Below are 16518 nucleotides of genomic sequence, written 5' to 3'. Positions count from 1 at the left end.
ATTTTCCTTTTTGTTGGCCGCTCTGGTTCCGTAGCGATACGAACCAACGAGGAATAGCCCAGAATGTAGGACGGGTTCGGCAATCGGGACGGGGCGTGACCTAGAGTGGCGCATGACCGAACACCAACAAAGGGAGGACCATGTCGGTTTTGGACGAACTGGTGGCGGGAGCGCTGGAGGATCAGCGCACCCGTGAGCTCACCGTATCGCTTGAGGACGTGAAGAAGGCCGCGCTGGCGGCCCCGGCTCCGATTGACGCGACACGATGGCTTAAGCGCGCCGACGGCATCCCCGTGATCGCCGAGATCAAGCGCGCGTCTCCGTCCAAGGGCCACCTCTCCGACATCCCGGACCCGGCCGTACTGGCCCGCGAATACGAGAAGGGCGGCGCAAGCGCCATCTCCGTGCTCACCGAAGGCCGCAAATTCCTCGGCAGCCTTGACGATTTCGACAAGGTCCGCGCCGCCGTGCACATTCCGGTGCTGCGCAAGGACTTCATCGTCACCGACTACCAGATCTTCGAAGCCCGCGCCCACGGCGCCGACCTGGTGCTGCTCATCGTCGCCGCATTGGACGACGCCCAGCTCAAGCACCTGCTGGATCTGGCGCACGAGTTGAGCCTGACCGTGCTGGTCGAAACGCACACCCGCGAGGAAATCGAACGCGCCCGCAAGGCCGGTGCCAAGGTGATAGGCATCAACGCGCGCAACCTGAAGAACCTCAAGGTGGACGTGAACAAATACAACGAACTCGCGGCCGATCTGCCCGATGACGTCATCAAGGTGGCGGAATCCGGCGTATTCGGGGCGGTCGAGGTCGAAGACTACGCCCGCGCGGGAGCGGACGCGGTACTGGTCGGTGAAGGCGTGGCCACCGCTGATGATCATGAACTTGCAGTGGAACGACTAGTAAAGGCAGGAGCACAAGTGAAAGCATCCGAAACAACCCCGCTCAGCGAACATCAGGGACCGTTTTGGGGACAGTTCGGCGGCCGCTATGTGCCCGAGGCCCTCATCACCGCCCTCGACGAGCTGGAGCGCGTGTACACGCAAGCCAAGGCCGACCCCGAATTCCACAAGGAATTCATGACGCTCCAGCAGCGTTACGTGGGCCGCCCGAGCCCGCTGACCGAAGCCCCGCGCTTCGCCGCACTCGTCAAGGAGAAGACCGATCTCGACGCCCGTATCTTCCTCAAGCGCGAGGACTTGAACCACACCGGCGCGCACAAGATCAACAACGCGCTCGGACAGGCCCTGCTCGTCAAGCGCATGGGCAAGACCCGCATGATCGCGGAGACCGGCGCCGGCCAGCACGGCGTGGCCACCGCCACCGTGTGCGCCATGCTTGGCCTCAAGTGCCGCATCTACATGGGCCAGATCGACGCCCGCCGCCAGGCCCTGAACGTGGCCCGCATGCGTATGCTCGGCGCCGAAGTGGTCGAGGTGACCCTCGGCGACAAGATTCTGAAGGACGCCATCAACGAGGCCCTGCGTGACTGGGTTACCAACGTCAAGGACACGCACTACCTGCTCGGCACCGTCGCAGGCCCGCACCCGTTCCCGGCTATGGTGCGCGACTTCCAGAAGATCATCGGCGAGGAAGCCAAGCAGCAGCTCCAGGACTGGTACGGCATCGACCATCCGGACGCGATCTGCGCCTGCGTGGGCGGCGGCTCCAACGCCATCGGCGTGATGAACGCCTTCCTGGACGATGAGCGCGTGAACCTCTACGGCTACGAAGCCGGCGGCAACGGCCCCGAATCCGGCAAGCACGCCATCCGCTTCGCCCCCGGCACCGGCCAGCTCGGCATGTTCCAGGGTGCCAAGAGCTATCTGCTGGAAACCGACGAAGGCCAGACGCTCGACACCTACTCGATCTCTGCAGGCCTTGACTACGCTTCCGTGGGGCCAGAGCACGCATGGCTCAAGGACATCGGCCGCGTGAACTACAGCTGGGCCACCGATGAGGAGGCCATGAACGCCTTCCGCGACCTGAGCCAGAGCGAGGGCATCATCCCCGCCATCGAAAGCTCGCACGCCGTGGCCGGCGCGTACAAGGCCGCCGCGGATCTGAAGGCCAAGGGCTATGACAAGGCCGTGATGATCGTGAACATCTCCGGCCGAGGCGACAAGGACATGGCCACCGCCGGCAAGTGGTTTGGCTACCTGACCGACGATCAGGCCGCCGCGCTTGATGTGACCGGTGTCAACGGCAACACCGTTGCCTGAACAAGAAGAGGAGATTGTTGATTATGACCAACGAAGCGAATACGCCGTCCGGCCAGCCGCTGGGCATCAGCCACAAGCCCAGCAAGTCGGGCGCTATGTTCACCAAGTTCAAGGCCGAGAACAAGCCCGCCTTCATCGGCTACCTGCCCTATGGCTTCCCCAACCCAGACGTCTCGCTTGACGCCTTCAAAACGATGGTCGAGCACGGCGTCGATGCCGTGGAGATCGGCCTGCCGTACTCCGACCCGGTCATGGACGGCCCGGTCATCCAGGCTGCCGCCTCCATCGCCCTGAACAACGGCGAGACCATCAAGCGCGTGTTCGAGGCCGTCGAAACCGTGGCCAACGCCGGCGGCGTGCCGCTCATCATGAGCTACTGGAACCTCGTATACCACTACGGCGTCGAGCGTTTCGCCCGTGACTTCGAGAACGCCGGCGGCGCCGGCCTCATCACCCCGGACCTTATCCCGGACGAGGCGGGGGAGTGGATTGAAGCCTCCGACCGTCACGGACTCGACCGCATCTTCCTGGTCTCCCCGGACTCGTCCACCGAGCGCCTCGAAACCGTGGCCCGCAACGCGCGTGGCTTCGTGTACGCGGCCGCCCGCATGGGCGTCACCGGGGAACGCGCCACCATCGACGCCTCACCCGAAGAGCTTGTGGTGCGCACCCGTCGCGCGGGCGCTGAGAACGTGTGCGTGGGCATCGGCGTATCCACCGCGGAACAGGGCGCCCGGGTCGGCGCCTACGCAGATGGCGTCATCGTCGGTTCCGCGCTCGTGCACACCATGCTCGCGGACGACGACAAGACCGCACGCGACCCGAAGGAAGGCTTGAAGCTGCTCGCCGCCAAGAGCGAGGAACTGGCCGAAGGCATCCACAACGCCCGGTAAACACCCGGTGCGCCTCACGCGGATTGTGCCGTGACACGGTAGGGTAGTCACAGAGCATCAAGCACAACCCGCGCGCGGACACACCATGAGCACCAGCAAGTAGAGGCACGATGAATCTGGCTTATATTCCCTCGCCGACCTTCTCCAAGTTCGAGATCGGCCCATTCACTATCCACATGTATGCGATCTGCATCCTGATCGGCATCTGCGTGGCCGTATGGATCCTCACCACACGTTGGAAGCGGTACGGCGGCACCTTCGACCAGATTCTCGACACCACGCTCGTCACCGTGCCCTGCGCACTGGTGGGCGCGCGCCTCTACCACTGCATCACCACGCCGGCTGACTACTTCCCGCCCACCGGTAACTTGGTCAACATCCTCAAGGTGTGGGAAGGCGGCATGGCCATCTTCGGCGGCATCTCCGTCGGCACCTTGGTGGCGTTCCTGTGGTGCCGCCACAAGCACTATCCGTTCGCGATCTTCGCCGATGCCATCGCCCCCGCGCTGCCCGTGGCCCAGGCCATCGGCCGACTCGGCAACTGGTTCAACCAGGAACTCTACGGCTGGCCCACCACGTTGCCGTGGGGCCTGAAGCTCAACGACGCGGACGCCATCGGCAAATCCGAAATCTGCTATTCCGGCGCGCAATGCCCGGACTACAGGACCACGCTGTTCCACCCCACGTTCCTGTACGAGATGATCTGGAACCTCATCGGCGCCGCGCTCATCATCTACCTCGGCCACAAGCTCGCCGACCGGCTCAAGGCCGGCCAGCAGTTCGCCATGTACCTGATGTGGTACGGCTTGGGCCGCACCTGGATCGAAAACGTGCGCATCAACTACTCCACGGTGATTCTGGGCCTGAGGACCAACATGTGGACCGCGATCATCGTCTTCGTGCTCGGCTGCATCCTGTTCGTCGTGCTCTACCAGTACGGGCCGGACCCCAAGGCGCAGGCGCGCGGGCTTGCGGCGGTCACCGCCGACGAGCTCGAACGCCAGAGCATCGAAGAGGAACGGCTTCGCCAGAAAAAGCAAGCCAAGCGCACTAAGTGACACCACGATAAACAGCGCCGAAACAGCGCGAAACACGGGACCCCAAGTCCCATTGCACAGATAAGGTAGGAAACCATGAGCAATATCGCAATCGCACCCAGCATCCTGTCCGCTGACTTCTGCAACCTCGAACGTGATCTCAAGGCCATCGCCAACGCCGACCTGGTCCACGTCGATGTCATGGACCATCATTTCGTGCCGAACCTGACCCTGGGCGAGCCGATCGTCGGCCGCATCTGCCAGGTCACCGATCTGCCGGTCGACGTGCACCTCATGATCGAGGACCCAGACCGTTGGGCCCCCGAATACGCCAAGCTCGGCGCCGCCTCCGTCTCCTTCCACATGGGTGCCACTCACGCGCCCGTGCGTCTGGCCCGCCAGCTGCGCGAGATGGGCTGCAAGGCCTGCTTCGCCGTGCGTCCGGCCGAACCGGTCGAGCCGATCTTCGATATCCTCGACGAGTTCGACATGGTCCTCATCATGACCGTTGAGCCCGGCTTCGGCGGCCAGAAGTTCCTCGACAACCAGATGGCCAAGGTCCGCCGCCTGCGCGATGAGATCACCCGCCGTGGCTTGAAGACCCGCATCCAGGTCGATGGCGGCGTGAGCCCCAAGACCGCGCACATCGTGGCCGAGGCCGGCGCGGACGTGCTGGTCGCCGGTTCCGCCGTGTACGGCGCCGAGGATCCCGCCCAAGCCATTGACGACATCCGCGCCAAGGCCGAGGCCGCGTTCAAGGCCTGAGCTCCAAGCCTGAACCGCAATCCACCTTTCATCCATAACCACAAGAGAAGAATCTGAATCACATGAAGACGTTTGAATCCCTGTTCGCCGAACTGTCCGAGAAGGCCCAGACCCGCCCCGAAGGCTCCCTGACCGTCGACGAGCTCGACAAGGGCACCCACTTCATCGGCAAGAAGATCATCGAAGAGGCCGGCGAGACCTGGATGGCCGCCGAATACGAGGGTGCGGACCGCACCGCCGAGGAAATGAGCCAGCTGCTCTACCACGTCCAGGTCATGATGATCAAGCACGGCCTGACGCTTGAGGACGTCTACAAGCACCTGTGAGAGGAACGCAAATGCTGAGAATCGCAGTGCCCAACAAGGGCATGCTATCCGAGCCCGCGTGGAACATGCTGGCCGAGGCCGGCTACCGTCTGCGCATCAACCCTCGCCAGCTGGTCGTGCAAGATCCCGACAATGGCATCGAGTTGTTCTACCTGCGTCCGCTCGATATCGCCGTATACGTGGGCCGCGGCGCCATCGACGTCGGCATCACCGGCCAGGATCTACTCAAGAACTCCGGTACCGCCGCGCTCGAGCACATGCCGCTCGGCTTTGGTGCCTCGACCTTCCGTTTCGCCGCACCGAACGAATCCCCGATCACCACCCTGGAGGATGTTCAGGGCAAGCGCGTGGCCACCACATTCGATAAGCTCGTACACGACTATCTGGTCGAGCACGGCATCCAGGCCGAGACCATCCATCTGGACGGTGCGGTCGAATCCTCCGTGCAGCTGGGCGTGGCCGACCTCATCGCCGACGTGGTCTCCACCGGTACCACCCTGCGCAACGCCGGCCTGCGCGTGTTTGCCGAACCGCTCATGCACTCCGAAGCTTGCCTGATTCGTTCGCCGCGTCTGAACGAGCAGGACCCACGTCTGGCCGTGCTGACCCGCCGTTTGCAAGGCGTGCTCACTGCGCATCAGTATGTGCTGATGGACTATGACATTCCGATCAGCAAGGTCGCCGCCGCCGTGGCCGTGACCCCTGGCTTTGAAAGCCCGACGATCTCCCCGCTGCACGACAAACAGTGGAACGCCGTGCGAGTCATGGTCCCCAAGGCCAAGGTCAACCAGCTGATGGATGATTTGTACGAAGTCGGCGCACGCGGCATCATCGTTACCGCTCTGCAAGCCTCCCGCATGTAGACTGTTAGTCGATATGACCAACCAGAAAGTCAACGCCAGATACAGTCCGGAAGCACGTGACATCTATTTCACTGTGCCCAATTTGATCAGCGCGCTGCGAATCATCTCGATTCCTTTCATCAGCGTGCTGATCTCCAAGCACGAGATGATTGCGGCGTTAGCCCTGATCGCCATTTCCTCGGCTTCAGACGGACTTGACGGCATCATCGCGCGCAGATTCAACCAAGTGAGCAAGATCGGTCAGATTCTTGATCCGATCGCCGACCGACTGCTCATTTTCTGCTCGATTCTGGCTCTCAGCGTCGCCGGCATCATCCCATGGTGGATGCTGATTATCGTGGGACTGAGGGATCTGTGGATGGCGATTCAGGTGCTATGGCTTGCCCAGTACGGTTATGGCCCGCTGCCCGTGCATTTCGTGGGCAAGGCCGGTACCGCGCTGCTGATGATTTCCATCGTCGGTCTGATTTTCGCCGATTTGGGCACCAGTACGTTCTTCCACTTGCTCTACATCGCCGCGCTGGCCGCCGGCATCTGGGGCATCGCCATGTATTGGCTCGCCGGATATATCTATACCAAGCAGGGCGTCGGATTGCTACGCAAGGAACTGGGGGAGAAGTATGGCGCTTGAGGCCACGGCCCCGGTCTCATTCCCCGTACCTAAGGAGACTGAGCCGGTACGACGCCGCGCCGTGTTCTCCCACTCAGTCCGAGGCGCGGAATCACATCATGCGCTTTCCCCGGATGACGCCGCCGCCATCCGCACCCCACGCCGCCGTAAAACCAACGACGATTCGCTTCAGCTCATCGATGATCTTGTCAATCGTCCGATGGATCCGATGTTCTCCGACTCACGACTGGTCCATGAGCATCGTTCGACCTTCTCCATCTGGTTTAATCGCATCGTCGTATTCATCATCTGCGTCGGCGTTGGCTTTGCCTGCAGCCTATTCGTGCAACAGTTGCAATCCGATCCGCGTAAGCAGGTACGGCAGACTTTGGCCACGCAATTGGAGAATCGCAACTCGCAAATAGACGAACTCACCAAGGACGTCAATAATTTGCGCTCCCAAGTTGACGAACAGTCCAAGAAAATCTCCGGCAGCGTGAAAAGCGATACGCTTATCCAAGACGAAATGGTCAATGGTGCCACGGTGGTCGAAGGCGAAGGAATCACCATGACGCTGGCCGATCCAATCGCGGCAAGCCAGTCGGATCAGAGCTCATCGAACAGAGTCGGCACCTCCACGAACATCCGAGTCATCACCGATCTGGATCTGCAGCAACTGGTCTCCCTGATGTTCCAAAACGGAGCCGAAGCCATTGCCATCAACGGTAATAGGCTCGGCGCGCAAACCTCGATACGCAAGGCCGGCGGGCATATTCTCATCGGCATGACCGCGATACAAAGCCCCTATACCATTGAAGCCATAGGCGATAAGAGCGCCTTGGCCGAAGCGATGGGGAAGAAGAAACTTGCAAGTCTTTACGATTCCTTCAAGGAAGCCGGTATCTACCCGCAGGTGAGCAAATCCAATTCGATTACACTTGAGGCAGCAGTCACTGGCGAAGTGAAGTACGCGGAAAGGAATGAATAATGGCAGCCGTTCTGGGACTGATCATCGGCGTCGTCATCGGCGTGTTCGTCAAGCCGGATATTCCGATCATCGTGCAGCCTTATCTGCCGATTATGGTGGTCGCTGCTCTTGACGCCCTGCTGGGTGCCGCGCGAGCCTATTTCGAGCGCAGCTTCTCCGACCGTGTGTTTGTGATCTCCTTCCTCGCCAACGTGGTGACGGCAACACTGCTCGTGTTCCTCGGCAACCAGCTCGGCGTCGGTTCGCAGCTGCAGACAGCCGTCATCGTCGTACTCGGCATCCGCATCTTCTCCAACGTGTCCGCGATCAGACGCTTCATCTTCCGAGGCTGACAAGGGTACTGACGTATGGCACGTAAAGCACAATCAGACAACATGCTGGAGAAAATGCGCGACCAGCATGTACAAGACAAGGTCAACGACCGGATGGAAACCGGGTCGTTTCCCACGGTGCGTAAGAAGCCCCGGAAGGATCTCAACCGTGCCAGCAACAAATCACGGTTACTATCCTCGATTCTCATCGCTCTGATGTGCGCGTTGTTGGGTTTCGCCTACATGAGCCAGATCAATAACACGAAATCCACGTACGAAACGATGGACGAGAGTGAACTGGTAAGGCTGCTGAACGAGTCGAATACGCAAATCTCCAATCTCGAGCAGCGTAAAACCCAGTTGAACAGCCAGCTCAACTCGCTGAAATCGGCGGCTAACGAGCAGGAGCAGGCGCGTAAGATCGCCAAGCAAAACGAGGAGACCAGCGGCTTGATTTCCGGCAGACTCCCGGCAAAGGGTCAAGGCGTGACCATCCGAATCGGACGAGGCTCGACGACTAAAGTGGACGCCTCAATCATGTTCAACCTTATCGAGGAACTTCGCAATGCCGGTGCCGAGGTAATCGCCATCAATAACGTGCGCGTCATCACCTCCACCTACATTCAGGACGCCGAGGAAGGTTTGATTGTGGATGGCACCACCATCAAGCCCACATACACAGTGAAGGCCATTGGCAATCCGCAGGAACTGTCCAACGCAGTCGATATCGCCGGCGGTGTGGGCGCTCAGCTCCAGGTGAAATACGGGTCCAACGTCAACGTACAGCCTTCTGACAGCATCATTATCGACGAAGTACGCGAAGCTACGCAAAACCAGTATGCAAAGACGGTAGAATAGGAGATTATGACCAACCCGATTCCTAGCGCAGGCGAAACCACCATTATCGGCCTGCCCGCGATTAATGTACTGCCCATTACCACCACCGGCGATCGACCGCTGACTCAAGAGGATCTGGACACCATCACCAGATTGTCCGAGGGAACGGCATTGCTGATTTCCGCCAGGGGAGCGGTCTCAGGTTCTCGTTACTTGCTTGACGAGGATGAAATCACCGTCGGTCGTGATCCGCGAGCTGATATTCTGCTCGACGACTCCACCGTATCCCGTCAGCATGCCGTGTTCCGCAGGGTCAACGGTCAGTTCTTTGTGGTTGACGCAGGAAGTCTGAACGGCACCTACGTGAACCGTCAGCGTGTTGATCAGGCGACGTTGAAGAACGGCGACGAAATCATGATCGGTAAATTCCGCCTCGTGTTCTTCACGAAATCTGCCATTATTTCCCAATAGTCCACACCTAGCATGGGGTTAGACTGATTGCAGAAATTGCAATCATGTGATTACACCAGTGTGAGTCATATGCGAGACACGCATGAGTTAGGGGGGGTGCCATGGGACAGACCGGGCTGCATCTTCATGTTTCGCTTGAGGACCGTCAGAATCTGAACGCTGACGCGATTCAGGGGGAGTTGTTCTCCAACGTCGATACTGAGGAGATCAAGCGCGGCTACCGTGGCACTGTGGCCTCCAAGGTGGCCGGCATCACGTACCGACAGCTCGATTATTGGGCACGCAAGCAGATTGTTGAGCCGTCCATCACGCCGTCTCATGGCTCCGGTTCACGACGACTATACTCGTTTAAGGATGTGGTGATTCTCGCTGTATCCAAGAAGTTGCTTGATGCCGGTGTGAATCTGCAGAACGTGACGGCGGCCATCGGATTCTTGACTCAACGCAGCACCGATCAGCTGGCCAATGTGACCATTATGTGCGATGGTCAAAACGTACATGAATGCACAACCAGCGAACAGATGCTCGAACTGTTGCAAAGCGGTAAGGCAGTGTTCGCCGTGTCGGTGGGTTCGTTGTGGCACCAGATTGAGACGGCCTTGGAACAGGAAGAATATGTTGATCTTGAGGCCAAGCCGCTGACGATTGCCACGGGCCGTCCGATTGATGAACTGACCGCCATGAGGATGCGCAAGAAGCTCGAGGCACAGCGCTTGCAACGCGCAACCGCCTGATACATGTATGGTTGTTGGCGACTTGCCGGCTTTGGTCGGCAGGTCGCTTTGTTGTATGTGTTGCTTTTGTTGCCTGCCATCTTATGTTTTTTATATGTTGCGGTGATTATTATGACTGATTGGAGGACCGGGTGAACGGGATTGTTGTCGGATTGTTGCCGGGCGTTCTGTGGATGGTCGCCGTCATCTTTGCTGTGTCCATCATCACTATAACGGTCAGCCGAGGCCATCTGTTCACGCCGAAACGCCGGCGACCGCCGGTCGATCCGGTCGACTGGTCGATGGTGAAAACGCATTTCATGTCGTTTGCGGCGGCGCTGATTCCGTTTCCCGTGTTGACGTTTACAGCGGATTTGATGGATGCGGATATACTCGCGTTCTATGATCGTGCGCAATTGCCCGGTGCAATCATCGTATTCGCGCTGGTGCTGTTGGAACTTGTCGCCATGTATCTGCAGGCGCGCAACGCTTCGGAATCCGCGATGGACGGCCGTCTGGGCGTCGCCGACCGCCGGGATGATGACGATGCCGGAATCGTGCCCGATAGAGCGAGGAGCGGGAATGAGGGAGACATGGACAAACCGGGCGAAGACTGATTGGATGGCTGATGCGGGGGAGGGACATGCAACCGTCGTCCGGGTTGGGTGAAGGGAGACCATGACATATATCGGTATCGTCATTTAACTATGCCTCATAGTATTGGAATTAATCAGACAAGCTCACCATCACCGCCATAAAAGCCGAGTACTGAACTACCCGCGCATCAGCTCATCCGGCTGGGTGTGTGCAATCCTTACGCTCAGGGGAAGGGCCCCGATGACTGCACCAGCGACGGTGATGGCGAGCATTTCAAGCGCCAGTACCGGATCGAAAACCACCGAATCCAGATTCGTGAGATTCAACAGATCGCCGGAATCAACGGAATGCGCCAGCAGCAAACTGAAACCCGCCCCCAAGATGATGCCCGCGATGCCCGCTGCGACGACAAGTTGGACGACTTGGACGAGTGCAAGGGCGCTCAGTTGCCCGGCCGTGTATCCAAGGCATCGGAGCAGCGCCAACGAACGTTTGCGCTGCTTCATCCATATCACGCTCAGAAATAAGCCGAACACCAGGGAGCACACAAGCACAATGGGGAACATGAACCTGCCTATGCTCATAAGTGCGGCAAGAATGCCCGTGACATCCTGCTGCCCCGCGGCACCGGCCACCCCGAATCCCATGGCGGCGAGTTTCTTCTGGACCAAGGGGACATTATCGCCCGAATCGACTTGAACGTATGCGAATGTGTATGATTCCTGGACATTCCCGTCGAACAGGGCATCCATTGTGTTTTCGGAGACATAGGACGGATTCTCGCCATCCTTGTCGGGTACGGAGTTGTCGTAGATTCCCACCACCTTGAGTGGAATGGTTCTATACGATCCTTGATATTTACCGTTGATATGCGTGTACCCGAACATGACGGTCTTGCCGTACAGATGCCTGAGGCTGCCTCCGGGAACGGAATCGGGTAGGAGAATCTCGTCGTCCTGCAGGGAGACGGGCCTGTCTCCCTTGATCATTTTCGGAAGCCTCGGTTCGAAATACGTGGTGGCCCACAGCGATCCGGGGCTGACCGTTGGAGATGGCCAGTCGCCTTCGTCGGCCAAATCCAGATCGTGCTGCATCCATGGAACCACGGAAACGACATGCCCCAGTCCGGATACTTCGGAAAGTGATTCCCCGTCCAAGACGCGTGCGTCCGGACGAATCGTGCTGAGCTCGATGACGGATACGTTGGAGTGCTTCTCGACATTGCTTGCATGGGACCGAACCGCACTGACCACAAAACCCTGAAGGCAATAGCATACGGCGACAACGATCGCCAGCATGACAACCAACGCCCGCGATGTTCTGAACGTATGCGTTCGCTCAAACCACGCGAGTCGTAGAACCTTTCTCATCAGCTCACAACCACCTTCCCGGCCTCAAGACGCAGCGATTGGGACTCCAACCCATCCAGACGAGGATCGTGGCTGGCCAGCAAAATCGCCACACCCCTTTCCCTCAGCATGCGAATGGCCGATGCCACCTCATCGGCGGCCGCGTCATCGAGCGATGCCGTGGGCTCATCCAGCAAAAGCAGCCGAGGCCTGTTAATCAGCGCACGGCATATTCCGGCACGTTGAAGTTCGCCGCCGGAAATCCTGCCCGCCTTCACATTCGCCAGCCGCCGAATTCCAAACCGGGAAAGCAACTCAAGGCATTCTGCGCTGTTCCCTTTCCCTTGATCCGCAACAAGAAGGTTCTGTAACACCGTCAGATGACCAAACAAGTTCGCATCCTGAAAAACGATTCCGATGCAGGCGGCGCGAAGCCGATTGCGGGATTTCTCAGTGGTCGCCTTTTCTCCGCACACATGTACGCCGCCGCGATCCGGCACCGTAAGAAGACCCGCGATTCTGAGAACCGTTGTCTTTCCGGAACCGGAATCGCCTTGAATTCTAAGAACTTCCCCACACTCCAGCGAAAAGGATATCGGTCCGAGAACGAACCGGCGGTTTTTGTCCCTTGCATAACGTTTCGACACGTGGTCGAAGACGAGAACGCTGCTTTCGATGCCCCGCATCATAATGGCGCTGCCCCCGATCTATAGGCGTAATAGGTGAGTGTCAGGCTGCACACGCCAGTCCGTGAACCATCTATCGCGATCATTTGAGTCGAGTTCTTGCAACCGAAGAGTTTCTTGATCACCGGACGGGATATGCAGGAACTTTGCTCGGTGCCAGTCAGAATAGGCCTTTAGTCTCATGGCAAGCGGATTCCGTTCATCCTTGGCATAAGCGTATAGGGAATCCAGAGTGCGTTGAGTAGATACCTTGTCATGATTCTCGCCCACCATCTGAGACACCATGTAGGTGGCGTTGATTCGTGATTCCTCAGTGTTTCGAGTGTCTAACTCGGGCATATCGAAAAGCCCATCCGCAGTACTGAGGGCACGAAAAGAATCAAGGGTCTTGCGCGTTGCCCCACGTTGCTCCAAAGCTTGGTAATCCGCTTGGTAAAATTGCACCATTGCGACTGCCGCACAGCTCGATATAAGGAGCACGGCAGCAGTCGCAACGGTGACGATCAGTCTACGCTTGGTCCGAGTGAGCGCCGCTAAAGATCTGGAACGCTTCATGGTATGCTCCTTTGCTGTACCTTAATAAAATGCGTTCAGCCAATACGAACGATTACGATTGTCGGAACCACTGGACGGTGTTTACATCATCCGATATTACTACAACACAACAACGCAGCGGCATCACCCGTTGTCTAATTGAAAGTGCAACACCCGTTAGATTGGAGATTGTCCAGATAACCAGTCCGAAGGGATGTTGCACCTATGGGAGAAGCATGTTCGCGCCTGTCGGAAGAGGAACGCCAGGTCATCCGGATCGAGATCGGCAACGGCACCAGCATCCGCAGGATCGGTCTGATGCTCGGCCGCAACGCCTCGACGGTCGGCAGGGAGATCGAACGCGACACGTGGTTCCCGTCCGACGAGAACGGGTCCTGCCGGCCGTGCCGGCCGAAACGGCTGAAGACGGGCCCGTGGACGGGCGGATGCTACATCGCCGGCCCCGCGCGGCGCAGGGCCGGCCGCAGGCGCGCCAGATCGCGCAGGCGCCACCGCCTGTCATGCGAACGCCTGTGGGCGCGGGTGGCCGAATGGCTGCGTCGCGGCTGGTCGCCGCCGCCCGTCGGCGGCAGGCCGCGCGTCCTGTTCCCCGACGACCCCACCATGTGCGTGCGCCCGGAGAGCGTCTGCCGTTGGATCTACGTCGACCGCCATCACCGTGAGCGCCGGGCGCGCCGCCTTCCACGCGGCAGCAGGAGGCGGCGCGGGCGTGGCGGCGGGAGGACGTCGCGTTTCCCGATTCCCGGACGGGCTCCCATCTCCGGACGCCCGCCGGAGGCCGGAGACCGCAGCGGTTTCGGCCATTGGGAGGCCGACGGCGTGATCGGCGCCGGATGCAACCCGCACACCGAGGTCGAGAGGAAGACCAGGTTCCTCATGGCCGGGATCGTGCCCGGCAGGACCGCCGGGGAAAGCGTCGGGGCGCGGCTGGCGATGTTCTCGCCGCTGCCGGCCGGCGCGCGCGGCGGCGTCACGCACGACAACGGCACCGGGTTCGCCCGCCACACGCGCCTGCGCGACGGGCCGGGCATGGACACGTGCTTCGCCGACCCGTACTCCAGCCGGCGGCGGGGAAGCAACGAGAACGGGAACGGCATGATCCGCCGGTATCCGCCCGAACGCAGCGAGATCCGGATGGACATGGCCGGGGAACTGCGGGAGATTGTCGACGAGGCCGACAACCGTCCCATGCGCGTGCCGGACTACCGGACGCCCGCCGAGGCATTCGCCGACGAACTGCTGGAATTGCAGGACCAACAGGGGGTGTTGCACCTCTAAATAGACATCGGGTGGTCGGGGCAGAGAGTCCGACGGACGACGGGAATCCCCTTTCGTAAGAAAGGGGAGGATGTCAATATATCGGAGGGACAGGGATATTCGGGCGCACGCCTCGACGGGCTGCGCCCGCCCGTCACCCTGAACCCGGGTGACGTGTTCCGCATCCCCGTCACCGTGGGCGCGCACGGACGGCATGAACACCCGTACATGCGGTTCGTCTACCGGTATGCGGACGGGACGCGCATCGTCGCCGTCATCTGGCGCGTGCCGGAATAAGGCATTCGACGTTATGATGGTTCGAGCAGCCTGATTCGCAATCCTCTGGTTTTCGGGACGCATGCTTTTCCCGGAAAGGAGCGGAAGAGAAATGGATTACAGCGAATTCGACGCCCTGCCGTCGAAAACCGATGAGATCTCCATCAGCGAAGAACCATCGCATGACGGCATTCGCGACATGCCCTCATTGGAAAAGGCGGGCGAGATTATTTCCGCACGAATCACGGAAATCGGCCGAACCCCGTCAGAAATCGCGGACAGAAGCGGCGTCTCCGAAAGCATCGTGACCGATATGGCGGAATGCGGGATCGTACCGCTGGAAGCGGCCCTGCGCGTGTTCGCCACACTCGGCGTCAAACCCGATAGGGTTCCGCCCGAATATCTGGAGGCATGATGCGAGGAGAACGACTGCATGTCTGGACCGACGGGGACCATGTGGGGGAATTCATGCGAACCTCCGGCGGACATGTTTCATTCCACTATGATTCCAAGGAAGGCGCGCCGATAAGCCTCAGTCTGCCCCGAACCGGGAAATCCTCCGGAAAAGCGGCGTCGGCCTTTCTCGAAAACCTGCTTCCCGACGATGAGAACGCCCGTCGTAGGATGGCGTCGCGACTCCATCTGGATTCGACGGACACGTTCAAACTTCTTGCGGATGCGGATACGGTAGGCGGACTCGTATTCTCGGACAAGCCCGAACTCCCGCACCATCCCATCGAGGCGAAACCCCTCGACGAGGAGGAAATCGGCAATCAGATAGGATACGTGCGTGCGAACGGATACAACTGGTTCGCACGGGATGATGAGGATGAGTTCTATGAGCGGGATACGCCGAAATGCCGTTTCTCCATCGCCGGAGGCCAGCCCAAGTTCACGCTCGCCCGACGTGCTGGTGTCTGGCTCTGGCCCAACGCATCCATCCCCTCCACCCATATCATCAAACCTGAAATGAGGGATTGTCCCGGCAGCCACAGGGTGGAGGATGCCGCCCTGACGCTCGGGACTCTTTGCGGATTGCCGGTATCCGAGCATGGCATTCTCACCGCGAATGGGGCGGAGGCTTTCATCACCCGACGTTTCGATCGCATCGTGGATGGAAACAACGTGAGACGAATCCATTGCGAGGATCTAGCGCAGGCCATGGGCATGGACCCCGAATCCAAGTATGAAATCGGCGCCGCAAGCTGCGTCCGTTTCCTGCACCATTTCGACCCAAGCGATGAAACCGGATATGAATGGGTTCGCCGGCTCGCCTTCAACGTCTCGTCGGGTGATTCGGACTCCCACGGCAAGAACTATTCGATTGTTCTTGCCGAAAACGGGTTCCGTTTCGCGCCAATGTACGACATGACAGTCACCAGAATATGGCCTCATGTGGATCAGGAGATGGCGATGCCGATCAACGGAGTCGAATTCGCGGAACTGCTCACCCCATTCGACTGGGAGGCCTTCGCGGAGGAGGCCGGTTTGGACGGGGAACGTGTGGCGCATATCGCCCGGACCATGGCGGGAGCCGTTCTCGACCATCTGGATGAGGCATCGGCCGGTTTGCCCGATTCGCTGAGGGAATCCATGCGTAAGGCGGTTTCGAAGGCAAACGAGAACATCCAGCCACTGCACAGAAGGATGTCGAAGCCAAAGGCGAATACGGCATCCTTCAGCGGGGGCGGCGTCTGGGTGAGCCCTCATATCCGAAGCGGATATGAGGTCAGTGGATACTGGCGCAGCCGCTGAC

20 protein-coding genes are annotated in these 16518 nt (G+C 59.6%); 17 read left to right on the top strand and 3 right to left on the bottom strand.

Annotated elements, in window-relative coordinates; all coding sequences use genetic code 11:
- The first annotated feature begins 140 nt into the window (after window positions 1-140).
- The 13 genes from BLIJ_RS07135 to BLIJ_RS07075 all read left to right on the top strand — a co-directional run bounded on the left by BLIJ_RS07135 (window position 141) and on the right by BLIJ_RS07075 (window position 10659).
- Window positions 141-2228, top strand: coding sequence for a bifunctional indole-3-glycerol phosphate synthase/tryptophan synthase subunit beta (locus tag BLIJ_RS07135; protein ID WP_012577710.1), 2088 nt, complete (start codon window positions 141-143; stop codon window positions 2226-2228).
- 23 nt (window positions 2229-2251) lie between these two features.
- A complete protein-coding gene (gene trpA / locus BLIJ_RS07130; protein ID WP_012577709.1) occupies window positions 2252-3121 on the top strand; it encodes a tryptophan synthase subunit alpha in 870 nt (289 codons plus the stop codon).
- A gap of 110 nt (window positions 3122-3231) precedes the next feature.
- Window positions 3232-4179: a prolipoprotein diacylglyceryl transferase gene (gene lgt, locus BLIJ_RS07125; protein WP_012577708.1), complete on the top strand. Its 948-nt coding sequence runs from the start codon at window positions 3232-3234 to the stop codon at window positions 4177-4179.
- Between the two features lie 75 nt (window positions 4180-4254).
- Entirely contained in the window at window positions 4255-4923 is a 669-nt protein-coding gene (gene rpe / locus BLIJ_RS07120; protein ID WP_012577707.1) for a ribulose-phosphate 3-epimerase, read from the top strand.
- Window positions 4924-4985: 62 nt separating this feature from the next.
- Window positions 4986-5249 (top strand): phosphoribosyl-ATP diphosphatase, encoded by a 264-nt coding sequence (locus BLIJ_RS07115; RefSeq protein ID WP_007054261.1) that lies wholly within the window; start codon window positions 4986-4988, stop codon window positions 5247-5249.
- 11 nt (window positions 5250-5260) lie between these two features.
- Window positions 5261-6112 carry an ATP phosphoribosyltransferase gene (gene hisG / locus BLIJ_RS07110; protein WP_012577706.1) on the top strand — a complete coding sequence of 284 codons (852 nt, stop codon included), beginning with the start codon at window positions 5261-5263 and terminating at the stop codon, window positions 6110-6112.
- A gap of 13 nt (window positions 6113-6125) precedes the next feature.
- Window positions 6126-6743, top strand: a complete 618-nt coding sequence (locus BLIJ_RS07105) for a CDP-alcohol phosphatidyltransferase family protein (RefSeq protein WP_007054263.1) — start codon at window positions 6126-6128, stop codon at window positions 6741-6743.
- The gene (locus tag BLIJ_RS07100; protein WP_014484905.1) at window positions 6733-7710 is read left to right on the top strand and encodes a DUF881 domain-containing protein; all 978 of its coding nucleotides are present in this window, start codon (window positions 6733-6735) and stop codon (window positions 7708-7710) included. Before BLIJ_RS07105 ends, BLIJ_RS07100 begins: the two co-directional genes overlap by 11 nt.
- Window positions 7710-8042, top strand: coding sequence for a small basic family protein (locus BLIJ_RS07095; RefSeq protein WP_007052290.1), 333 nt, complete (start codon window positions 7710-7712; stop codon window positions 8040-8042). Before BLIJ_RS07100 ends, BLIJ_RS07095 begins: the two co-directional genes overlap by 1 nt.
- A 15-nt stretch (window positions 8043-8057) precedes the next feature.
- Window positions 8058-8879 (top strand): DUF881 domain-containing protein, encoded by an 822-nt coding sequence (locus BLIJ_RS07090; protein ID WP_012577703.1) that lies wholly within the window; start codon window positions 8058-8060, stop codon window positions 8877-8879.
- 6 nt (window positions 8880-8885) lie between these two features.
- Complete coding sequence (locus BLIJ_RS07085; RefSeq protein WP_007052292.1) at window positions 8886-9329, top strand: FHA domain-containing protein; 444 nt, start codon at window positions 8886-8888, stop codon at window positions 9327-9329.
- Window positions 9330-9430: 101 nt separating this feature from the next.
- Window positions 9431-10063, top strand: a complete 633-nt coding sequence (locus tag BLIJ_RS07080) for a MerR family transcriptional regulator (protein WP_007052293.1) — start codon at window positions 9431-9433, stop codon at window positions 10061-10063.
- Between the two features lie 131 nt (window positions 10064-10194).
- Window positions 10195-10659 carry a hypothetical protein gene (locus tag BLIJ_RS07075; protein ID WP_014484904.1) on the top strand — a complete coding sequence of 155 codons (465 nt, stop codon included), beginning with the start codon at window positions 10195-10197 and terminating at the stop codon, window positions 10657-10659.
- A gap of 156 nt (window positions 10660-10815) precedes the next feature.
- Here BLIJ_RS07075 and BLIJ_RS07070 read toward each other — a convergent pair whose 3' ends face one another.
- From BLIJ_RS07070 to BLIJ_RS07060, 3 genes are all read right to left on the bottom strand, one after another.
- Window positions 10816-11937: an ABC transporter permease gene (locus BLIJ_RS07070; protein ID WP_014484903.1), complete on the bottom strand. Its 1122-nt coding sequence runs from the start codon at window positions 11935-11937 to the stop codon at window positions 10816-10818.
- A 71-nt stretch (window positions 11938-12008) separates the two neighbouring features.
- Entirely contained in the window at window positions 12009-12677 is a 669-nt protein-coding gene (locus BLIJ_RS07065) for an ABC transporter ATP-binding protein (protein ID WP_041981941.1), read from the bottom strand.
- Window positions 12678-12695: 18 nt separating this feature from the next.
- Entirely contained in the window at window positions 12696-13229 is a 534-nt protein-coding gene (locus tag BLIJ_RS07060; protein ID WP_041981939.1) for a hypothetical protein, read from the bottom strand.
- A 204-nt stretch (window positions 13230-13433) separates the two neighbouring features.
- On the opposite strand from BLIJ_RS07060, the gene BLIJ_RS07055 reads away from it, so the two are divergent.
- From BLIJ_RS07055 to BLIJ_RS07040, 4 genes are all read left to right on the top strand, one after another.
- The gene (locus tag BLIJ_RS07055; RefSeq protein ID WP_012577699.1) at window positions 13434-14507 is read left to right on the top strand and encodes an IS30 family transposase; all 1074 of its coding nucleotides are present in this window, start codon (window positions 13434-13436) and stop codon (window positions 14505-14507) included.
- A 153-nt stretch (window positions 14508-14660) separates the two neighbouring features.
- Entirely contained in the window at window positions 14661-14783 is a 123-nt protein-coding gene (locus tag BLIJ_RS15175; RefSeq protein ID WP_012577698.1) for a hypothetical protein, read from the top strand.
- A gap of 91 nt (window positions 14784-14874) precedes the next feature.
- Entirely contained in the window at window positions 14875-15177 is a 303-nt protein-coding gene (locus BLIJ_RS07045) for a hypothetical protein (RefSeq protein ID WP_012577697.1), read from the top strand.
- Window positions 15174-16517 (top strand): type II toxin-antitoxin system HipA family toxin, encoded by a 1344-nt coding sequence (locus tag BLIJ_RS07040; RefSeq protein WP_231837813.1) that lies wholly within the window; start codon window positions 15174-15176, stop codon window positions 16515-16517. Before BLIJ_RS07045 ends, BLIJ_RS07040 begins: the two co-directional genes overlap by 4 nt.
- Window position 16518: the final 1 nt, after the last annotated feature.

Origin of the sequence: Bifidobacterium longum subsp. infantis ATCC 15697 = JCM 1222 = DSM 20088 (assembly GCF_000269965.1) — a bacterium.
GTDB classification, from domain to species: Bacteria; Actinomycetota; Actinomycetes; order Actinomycetales; family Bifidobacteriaceae; genus Bifidobacterium; species Bifidobacterium infantis.
This window is presented reverse-complemented; position numbering and strand designations above follow the sequence as displayed.

What these genes read in the sequence shown, in the direction of transcription:
- BLIJ_RS07135 (WP_012577710.1), top strand. Translation starts at nt 141, where the DNA reads ATGTCGGTTTTGGACGAACTGGTGGCGGGAGCGCTGGAGGATCAGCGC.
- trpA (WP_012577709.1), top strand. Translation starts at nt 2,252, where the DNA reads ATGACCAACGAAGCGAATACGCCGTCCGGCCAGCCGCTGGGCATCAGC.
- lgt (WP_012577708.1), top strand. Translation starts at nt 3,232, where the DNA reads ATGAATCTGGCTTATATTCCCTCGCCGACCTTCTCCAAGTTCGAGATC.
- rpe (WP_012577707.1), top strand. Translation starts at nt 4,255, where the DNA reads ATGAGCAATATCGCAATCGCACCCAGCATCCTGTCCGCTGACTTCTGC.
- BLIJ_RS07115 (WP_007054261.1), top strand. Translation starts at nt 4,986, where the DNA reads ATGAAGACGTTTGAATCCCTGTTCGCCGAACTGTCCGAGAAGGCCCAG.
- hisG (WP_012577706.1), top strand. Translation starts at nt 5,261, where the DNA reads ATGCTGAGAATCGCAGTGCCCAACAAGGGCATGCTATCCGAGCCCGCG.
- BLIJ_RS07105 (WP_007054263.1), top strand. Translation starts at nt 6,126, where the DNA reads ATGACCAACCAGAAAGTCAACGCCAGATACAGTCCGGAAGCACGTGAC.
- BLIJ_RS07100 (WP_014484905.1), top strand. Translation starts at nt 6,733, where the DNA reads ATGGCGCTTGAGGCCACGGCCCCGGTCTCATTCCCCGTACCTAAGGAG.
- BLIJ_RS07095 (WP_007052290.1), top strand. Translation starts at nt 7,710, where the DNA reads ATGGCAGCCGTTCTGGGACTGATCATCGGCGTCGTCATCGGCGTGTTC.
- BLIJ_RS07090 (WP_012577703.1), top strand. Translation starts at nt 8,058, where the DNA reads ATGGCACGTAAAGCACAATCAGACAACATGCTGGAGAAAATGCGCGAC.
- BLIJ_RS07085 (WP_007052292.1), top strand. Translation starts at nt 8,886, where the DNA reads ATGACCAACCCGATTCCTAGCGCAGGCGAAACCACCATTATCGGCCTG.
- BLIJ_RS07080 (WP_007052293.1), top strand. Translation starts at nt 9,431, where the DNA reads ATGGGACAGACCGGGCTGCATCTTCATGTTTCGCTTGAGGACCGTCAG.
- BLIJ_RS07070 (WP_014484903.1), bottom strand. Translation starts at nt 11,937, where the DNA reads ATGCTGGCGATCGTTGTCGCCGTATGCTATTGCCTTCAGGGTTTTGTG.
- BLIJ_RS07065 (WP_041981941.1), bottom strand. Translation starts at nt 12,677, where the DNA reads ATGATGCGGGGCATCGAAAGCAGCGTTCTCGTCTTCGACCACGTGTCG.
- BLIJ_RS07060 (WP_041981939.1), bottom strand. Translation starts at nt 13,229, where the DNA reads ATGAAGCGTTCCAGATCTTTAGCGGCGCTCACTCGGACCAAGCGTAGA.
- BLIJ_RS07055 (WP_012577699.1), top strand. Translation starts at nt 13,434, where the DNA reads ATGGGAGAAGCATGTTCGCGCCTGTCGGAAGAGGAACGCCAGGTCATC.
- BLIJ_RS07045 (WP_012577697.1), top strand. Translation starts at nt 14,875, where the DNA reads ATGGATTACAGCGAATTCGACGCCCTGCCGTCGAAAACCGATGAGATC.
- BLIJ_RS07040 (WP_231837813.1), top strand. Translation starts at nt 15,174, where the DNA reads ATGATGCGAGGAGAACGACTGCATGTCTGGACCGACGGGGACCATGTG.